The organism is Blautia sp. CAG:237 (assembly GCF_000436615.1).
Classification (GTDB): domain Bacteria; phylum Bacillota; class Clostridia; order Lachnospirales; family Lachnospiraceae; genus Blautia_A; species Blautia_A intestinihominis.
Genome location: NZ_FR886724.1, coordinates 1 through 8,002 on the forward strand (window position 1 = coordinate 1; position 8,002 = coordinate 8,002).

The 8,002-nt window shown below is 44.3% G+C and carries 7 protein-coding genes and 1 other annotated feature; of the genes, 6 read left to right on the forward strand and 1 reads right to left on the reverse strand.

Annotated features, from left to right (window positions below; all coding sequences use genetic code 11):
• Positions 1-54: 54 nt before the first annotated feature.
• Complete coding sequence (locus QZL69_RS06325; protein WP_022214381.1) at positions 55-744, reverse strand: DUF6198 family protein; 690 nt, start codon at positions 742-744, stop codon at positions 55-57.
• Positions 745-981: 237 nt separating this feature from the next.
• On the opposite strand from QZL69_RS06325, the gene QZL69_RS06330 reads away from it, so the two are divergent.
• The 6 genes from QZL69_RS06330 to QZL69_RS06355 all read left to right on the forward strand — a co-directional run bounded on the left by QZL69_RS06330 (position 982) and on the right by QZL69_RS06355 (position 7,928).
• On the forward strand, positions 982-1,836 hold the full coding sequence (locus tag QZL69_RS06330; RefSeq protein WP_022214382.1) for a LysR family transcriptional regulator: 855 nt from the start codon (positions 982-984) through the stop codon (positions 1,834-1,836).
• Positions 1,837-1,878: 42 nt separating this feature from the next.
• On the forward strand, positions 1,879-2,025 hold the full coding sequence (locus QZL69_RS06335; protein ID WP_022214383.1) for a hypothetical protein: 147 nt from the start codon (positions 1,879-1,881) through the stop codon (positions 2,023-2,025).
• Between the two features lie 15 nt (positions 2,026-2,040).
• Positions 2,041-2,817, forward strand: coding sequence for a DMT family transporter (locus QZL69_RS06340; RefSeq protein ID WP_291518702.1), 777 nt, complete (start codon positions 2,041-2,043; stop codon positions 2,815-2,817).
• Between the two features lie 141 nt (positions 2,818-2,958).
• Positions 2,959-3,648, forward strand: a complete 690-nt coding sequence (locus QZL69_RS06345; protein WP_022214385.1) for a hypothetical protein — start codon at positions 2,959-2,961, stop codon at positions 3,646-3,648.
• A gap of 131 nt (positions 3,649-3,779) precedes the next feature.
• Positions 3,780-4,028 (forward strand) — a binding site (T-box leader).
• A 63-nt stretch (positions 4,029-4,091) separates the two neighbouring features.
• Entirely contained in the window at positions 4,092-4,592 is a 501-nt protein-coding gene (locus QZL69_RS06350; RefSeq protein WP_022214387.1) for a TRAP transporter small permease, read from the forward strand.
• Positions 4,593-7,928: a TRAP transporter large permease subunit gene (locus tag QZL69_RS06355; RefSeq protein ID WP_022214388.1), complete on the forward strand. Its 3,336-nt coding sequence runs from the start codon at positions 4,593-4,595 to the stop codon at positions 7,926-7,928. It begins immediately after the preceding gene.
• Positions 7,929-8,002 lie beyond the last annotated feature (74 nt).

Genomic DNA, 8,002 nt, shown 5'->3' on the forward strand with positions numbered 1-8,002 from the left:
CTTCAAAATCAAAGATTTAAGTGGTGGGAGCATGTCACTATGTGATGGTGTATATTATGCGTGGCGCACATTCCTTCCAACTACAACATGTTTCCTTCCAGTCACGCGGTAAAATTCCACATGTTTGTCGAAGAACTTCTGAACAAGGGAAACACCTTTTCCTGTTACGAATGCGCAGAAGACAGTACCGAAGCCGATTCCGTAGAATCTGTGGAGGATCGTAAGGGACAGGACAACGGTGGTCGTCAGGCAGGTGAGATCAAAAGTGGTTTTGATGACTTTGTATTTTTTGCTTAAGATCTCGGACAGGTCGCGAGGGAAAGTGTCTGTAGGGATGATCGGAAGCATGCAGTTGTTTGCAAGGCAGATACCGAAACACATCAGAGCAAATCCTGCGACAAAGTATACTGCGTTCAGCGGCAGTGCGTTTGGCAGTGTCTGAAGCCATGCGTTGTGGACGTCGAGCATTTTACCGAAACCGATTCCGACTACGAAGGAAAAAAGGTAGCCAGGGCAGAAGGAACGTTTCAGGATCATCAGTGTGATGACAAGCAATGTCTGGAAAATATAGTTCCATGTTCCAAATGTGAGGAATGGAAAAGCTGTGCTGAAAATAAGCGGTACAGAGGAGATCGTTGAAATTCCGAAGCCGCTCTTGGACATCAGATCCACGGCAAGGGAGTTGATCAATAAAACGAGCAGGAGAGCTGTTTCTCCGGCGAGATGAAATTTTTTCGTATTCATACGTTAAGTATCCTTCTTCCTTAAAGATTAAATTTATTGTTATATTGTTAGGCCTCTCTTTGAACTGTGCCTATTATATACAAGATAATTGATAAAAACAAATGATTATTTTGAATAAATCAATTCTAAAAGTAAATGAAATGTGATATGATATCATGAAGGCAGGAATAGATTCTGTGATATCAGATAATAGTACAAAATAAGTTTGCAATTTGGCATTTATGAAAGAAGGAACCTATGAATATTGAATATTTAAAATATTTCGCAGAGCTGGCAAAGATCCAGCATTATGGAAAAGCGGCACAGGCACTGAATATTTCACAGCCGGGACTCAGCCATGCGATTAAGACTCTGGAAGAGGAGTATGGAGTACCGCTTTTTCAGAAAGAGGGACGTAATGTGAGCCTGAGCAGTTATGGAAAAGAGCTGATGAATGAAGTCGAAGAGATTCTGGATGCATATCTGCGCCTGGAGGAAAGGGCGGCAGGACTCCGCACAGAAGAGAAGACTGTACGGATCGGCTCTGTATATCCGCTGGCACCGGGAACGATTCCGCGAATGCTGCGGGAATTTGGAGCAACTTTTCCATTTATCATTTACAACCGATTGACACCGGAGATTGCAGAGGGACTTCAGAAAGGGAAATATGATATTGGATTTTGTTCAGATCTTTTGAAATCGGATGAGCTGGAATATTATCCGATCCGGGGATCTTATATCGCAGTAGCAGTTCCGAAGGGACATCCACTCGAAAAGCGAGATACAGTTTCATTAAAAGAGATTGCGTATTATCCGCAGATCATGTTTTCCAAAACCAGTGGATTCCGTAAACTGCAGGAGCAGCTTTTGGCGGCAGAGGGGATCAGCGTCAAACCGGTGTGTGCAGCAGAAGAGATCGAGGTAGTTGCAGGGCTTGTGGAGAATGGATTTGGAATTGCGGTTCTGCCTTATATGGATATTGTCCGTTTGCATAATATAGCAACGATTCCGGTTGAAACATCGCTCTGGAAATCAAAGTTTTATATAGCAAGAAGAAAGTATGGGATCCGCTCTGAGCAGGAGGATGCCTTTTTCCAGTACTGGAGAAATTAAAGTAAAGTAATAAATAATACATCTAAAGAGGAGAAATAAATCATGACACAAAAACAAAACATCCTGACAAAAACAGGTATCGTTGCGCTTCTGGCGTGCGTATGCTGTGTTTTATGGGGGAGTGCGATCCCTGTTATCAAAACAGGGTATAATCTGATGCAGGTGGATTCTGCAGACACGGCAAGTTAGATCGTTTTTGCCGGAATTCGTTTTACACTGGCGGGTATTCTGGTTCTGATCTTTGCATCTGTTCGAGAAAGGAAGATCATGCTTCCGAACAGAGAAATCCTGAAATATGCTGTACCAGTATGTCTGGCACAGACAGTAGGACAGTATTTTTTCTTTTATATAGGTGTCGCACATACATCCGGCGTTAAAGGTGGAATCATTACCGGACTTGGGAATTTTATTGCAATCCTTTTGGCCTGTCTTGTGTTTCGAAACGAGCGAATGACAGGCAGGAAGATCGCCGGTTGTATTCTCGGCTTCGCAGGAGTTGTAGTCATCAATCTGATGGGAAATTCACTGGATATGGGCTTTAAACTCACTGGCGAAGGTTTTATCCTGATCGCGCAACTTTCTTATGGAATCTCCACTGTGCTGATCAATATTTTTTCCAGAAAAGTATCTCCGGTAGTTCTGAGTGGAACACAGTTTACAATGGGAGGCATCATATTGACTTTGATTGGTGTGGGCATGGGAGGACATCTTGGAAATGTTACAGCCGGGGGAATACTGCTCATACTGTATCTGGCAATGGTCTCAGCAGTAGCATACACACTCTGGTCTGTGCTGCTTGCATGGAATGACGTTTCAAAAGTCGCGATATTTGGTTTTGTAAATCCACTGTGCAGCGTGATTCTGTCAGCACTGGTCCTGGGCGAAGTCCACCAGGCATTTAATGCAGGAAGTCTGATCGCCCTGCTTCTGGTGTGCGTTGGTATTTATGTAGTAAACCGCAGGGATAGTTCAGCAAACTGACCATGAGAAAAACTCACTCACGAAAAATCGAATTTACAGCACACTTATCTGCAAGTGTATAATAAGAGCCGTTACAAGGAAATCAGAATCATCTGTTGGGAGGCAGGTGGTTCGGTGGTTTGGTTGTAAGGGGAGATTATTATGAAACGTTTTGGTAAAATGGTACTTGCAGGGGTTATACTTTCAATACTTGCTGTAAATTTCTGCAGTGCAAAGGATAAAGAAGTTCAGGAAGATACGACAGAAGATCTGACTCAGGAAGTCTGTTCCGACGGGAAGGAACATGCAGCAGTCAAAGGCACAGTCAAGATGCCGGTATTTATGGTCGATTTTCCGGATAACCGATTCAAAGAAGGGGCACTTACTTCTGATAAACTGAGAACTTTGCTTTTCAGCGGAAATCAGAACAGTATGACTACATATGCAAAGGATATTTCCAATTCACAGCTTCAGCTAAGTGGAGATGTTTTTTATTATACTGCCAAGTATGATATGGAGAAATACGAAAACGATAACAATTCAATCGAGGAACTGGCGGAGGAAGTTCTGTCTGCGTTTGATTCCCAGATTGATTACATGGATTATGACAGCAATGATGACAAATATGTGGACGCTTTTGTTTTGAGCGTAGCAGGAGAGGATTCCTACTGGCAGGGAGCTCATGGCATGTGGACAGAGAATTCTGAATTCAAACTGGATGGAATGAAGTTCGGAAGATATATCGTCAATGACGCACAGCCATATACTGACAATGAAGAAGGTTTTGTGGAGAGAATGAACCACGAGTTCGACCTGTGCATGGGGCTGACCGATTATTACAAAGGAAAGTAATGACCGGTCAGTTTATTTTGTTGTTTATAAAATTTGCGACAAAATTGTTACATTCTGTCGAGAAAGGACTTGACTGTATCAAAAAAGAGTTGTAGAATAACTTTGTCTTAGTAATAGACTAAAGCATAACAGTAAATTCTACGATGGGAATCAGTAGAGACAGAGAATGCGCGTTTCCAGAGAGCCGCAGTTGGTGTGATGCGGTAACGGCACTGTTTTGAATATCATCCCTGAGAAGGAAGACCGAACATTTTTGATTCATCAGTAGGTTTTCACGGAGGCTCCCCGTTACAGGAGACGCGTATGCCGGTACGTTGCAGAATCGTACTTGTTTCAATGGAGAAACAGGGTGGTTGCGGAATAATATATCCGTCCCTGAGGGGCGGTTTTTTTATACCCAAAAATATTTCTGAAACCGGAAAAACAAAAGGGAGGAAGAGAGGATGAAAGTCTACAAAAAACTCATGAATGCACTGGCAGCAGTTGAAAAAATCGTACTTGTGATCTCCACACTGCTGATCCTCGTGCTCACAGTGGGAAATGTATTTTCCCGTAAAGTCATCCACCGTTCATGGTCTTTTACAGAAGAACTTGTTGTTGCGGTATTTGTACTTATCACACTTCTGGCAGCAGCACTGTCATGTCGTGAGGGAGGGCTGGTCAGCCTGACGCTGGTTACGGACCGTCTTCCGAAAAAACTGAAAAAACCTTCAGTAATTCTGATTACAGTGCTTAGCATCATTTTTTCAGTGATTCTCTTTAAATATGGTATGGACAAAGTTCTTACCCAGCTTGCAAATGGTAAGAGAACGTTCGTACTGAACTGGCCGGAATGGATATTCTGGTCCTTTGTACCGATCGGAGCAGGCTGTATGATTCTTCATTTTATTGAATACTGCTTGGATGTCTGTTTTGGAAATAATAACGATAAGGAGGACAAATAAATGATCAGTGCTGTTTTGTTTATTTCATTTTTTGTTTTTCTGATCCTTGGTGTGCCGATCGCGCTTTGCCTGGGACTTTCCTCAGTATGTGCTATCCTGTATTCAGGAACCTCACTTACTATCGTTGCAACAAATATGTATTCAGGAATCAGTAAATTCCTTCTTCTTGCAATTCCGTTCTTTGTATTGTCCGGAAATATTATGGCAAAAGCCGGAATTTCCCGCAGACTGATCGATTTTGTCGACACCTGCGTCGGACACAAAAAAGGTGGTATCGCGATTGTATGCGTTATTGTTTCCTGTTTCTTCGGAGCAATCTCCGGTTCCGGTCCGGCTACAGTAGCAGCCCTTGGAGCTGTTCTGATCCCGGCAATGGTAGAGCAGGGCGGTTTCTCCGCACCGTTTTCCACAGCGTTGATGGCGACGGCAAGTTCGGTGGCGATCGTCATACCGCCAAGTATCGCATTCGTTGTATATGCATCCATCACAGGCGTATCTATCGCAGATATGTTCATGGCAGGTATCGTTCCTGGAATCCTGATGGGTGTTGCACTTGTGATCGTAGTACTTCTTGAAGCAAACAAACATGATATCAAACCATCCCGCCAGAAAGCATCTGCAAAAGAACGCTGGGATACCTTCAAAGATGCATTCTGGGGATTCCTGATGCCGGTTATCATTCTCGGCGGAATCTATGGCGGTATCTTTACACCAACAGAAGCAGCAGCCGTATCTGTTGTGTATGGACTTTTTGTAGGTATGGTGATCTACCGAGAAGTGTCTTTCAGAGACCTGTTTGATATCCTGGTAGATTCTGCAAAGACTACTGGTGGAATCATGCTGATCGTTGCCAGTGCATCACTGTTTTCATTTGTATGTACCAAGTTTGGTATTGCAGATGCTGCATCTGGACTGCTTGGCTCTATCGCACACAATCAGTTTGTATTCCTTTTGATCGTAAATGTTATTTTCCTGATTGCAGGATGTTTTATCGATGCAAACTCAGCAATGTATATCTTTATCCCGATCATGCTTCCGGTATGTAAGGCACTTGGATATGACGTTGTTGCATTCGGTGTTATGGCAACTGTAAACCTTGCAATCGGACAGGTAACACCTCCGGTTGGTGTCAACCTTTTCGTTGCGATCAGTATCAAGATTAAGAAAGGTCTGGAAGTTACCCTGCAGCAGATTTCAAGAGCAGTTATGCCGATGATCGCAGCCAGTGTTGCGGTACTTCTGATTGTTACATATATTCCGGCAACTTCCACAGCACTGCCGAAAGCACTTGCAAAAGATGGCTCTTACACAGGAGACCAGGCTTCTGCTGACACAGGAAGCACATCTTCAAAAGATGCAGGAGATGGCAGTGACTCCTTTAATACAATTGAAGATTACAGCGACCTTGACTGGCCGGAAATGACCTGGAACTTTGCCTGCTCTACAACAGAGACAAGTACCTGGGCAGATGGCGGACGTAAGTTCGGCGAACTGATGGAAAAAGCTACCGGAGGCAAGGTTAAAGTTAATGTTTATGCAACCGACCAGCTGACAAACGGAAATCAGTCTGAAGGAATCCAGGCACTGATGAATGGAGACCCGGTACAGATTTCCATGCATTCCAACCTGATCTATTCTGCATTTGACCCGAGATTCAATGTAGTATCCCTTCCGTTTATCTATGATTCTTATGATGATGCGGATGCTAAATTTGACGGTGCAGCCGGTGAAAAACTGAAAGAACTGCTTTCTGAATATGGACTGCACTGCATGGGTATCGCAGAGAACGGCTTCCGTGAACTGACCAACAGCAAGCATGAAGTCAAGACTCTGGATGATATGAAGAATCTCAAAATCCGTGTTGCAGGATCTAATCTTCTTATGGAATGCTATAAGAGATGGGGCGCAGATGCAACGAACCTGAACTGGACAGAGACCTATACAGCTCTGCAGCAGAACACAGTAGAGGGCCAGGAGAATCCGCTGCCGGCAATCGATGCAGCAAGCGTGCAGGAGGTTCAGCCGTACTGCTCCATGTGGGATGCAATTTATGACTGTCTGTTTTTCTGTATCAACCAGGAGATTTATGACAGCCTGACACCGGAGCAGCAGGCAGTTGTTGATGAGTGTGGACAGAAAGCGGTTGAATATGAGCGTTATATCAACCGTTCAGGTGATGAAGAGATCATGACCCGCTGGCAGTCAAAGAACGGTGTGACCATTACAAATAAAGAAGATATGGATATCGATTCCTTTAAAGAAGCCGTAGATGGCGTAGATGAGTGGTTTGTTAAGGAACTCGAGAAAGAAGGATATGATGACGCACAGGAACTGGTTGATCTCTTTACACAGGAATCTACAGATACGGTGGCTGATCACAGTGACCTTGACTGGCCGGAAGCAACATGGAACTTTGCATGCTCTACTACAGAGACAAGTACCTGGGCAGAAGGTGGACGTAAGTTCGGAGAACTGATGGAAAAAGCAACCGGAGGCAAGATCAAAGTTAATGTTTACGCAGCAGACCAGCTGACAAACGGAAATCAGTCCGAGGGAATTCAGGCACTGATGAACGGAGACCCGGTACAGATCTCCATGCATTCCAACCTGATCTACTCAGCATTTGATCCGAGATTTAATGTAGTATCACTTCCGTTTATTTATGATTCTTATGATGATGCGGATGCGAAGTTCGATGGCGAAGCCGGTGATAAGTTGAAAGAGATCCTTTCCAGTTATGGCCTGCACTGCATGGGTATCGCAGAGAACGGCTTCCGTGAACTGACAAACAGCAAGCACGAAGTAAAAACTGTCGACGATATGAAGAACCTCAAGATCCGTGTAGCAGGCTCCAACCTTCTGATGGAATGCTACAAGAGATGGGGCGCAGATGCGACAAACATGAACTGGTCTGAGACCTACACTGCTCTGCAGCAGAACACAGTAGAAGGTCAGGAAAACCCGCTTCCGGCAATCGACGCGGCAAGCGTGCAGGAGGTTCAGCCGTACTGCTCCATGTGGGATGCGATCTATGACTGTCTGTTCTTCTGTATCAACCAGGATCTGTATGATACTCTGACACCAGAGCAGCAGGCAGTTGTTGATGAGTGTGGACAGAAAGCCGTTGAGTATGAGCGTTACATCAACCGTTCCGGTGATGAGGAGATCAAGACTCGTTGGCAGTCAAAGAATGGCGTAACTATCACAGACAAAGATGATATGGATATCGATTCCTTCAAAGAAGCAGTAGATGGTGTAGATGAGTGGTTCGTAGAACAGCTCAAAGATGCCGGATATGATGATGGACAGGAACTGGTAGACCTCTTTGAAAAATAAAAAGACCGAGAAGAGCCTGGAGAGATCCGGGCTTTTCTTATGTAGTGTGTCCAGCGAAGCTGAACCACACTAGC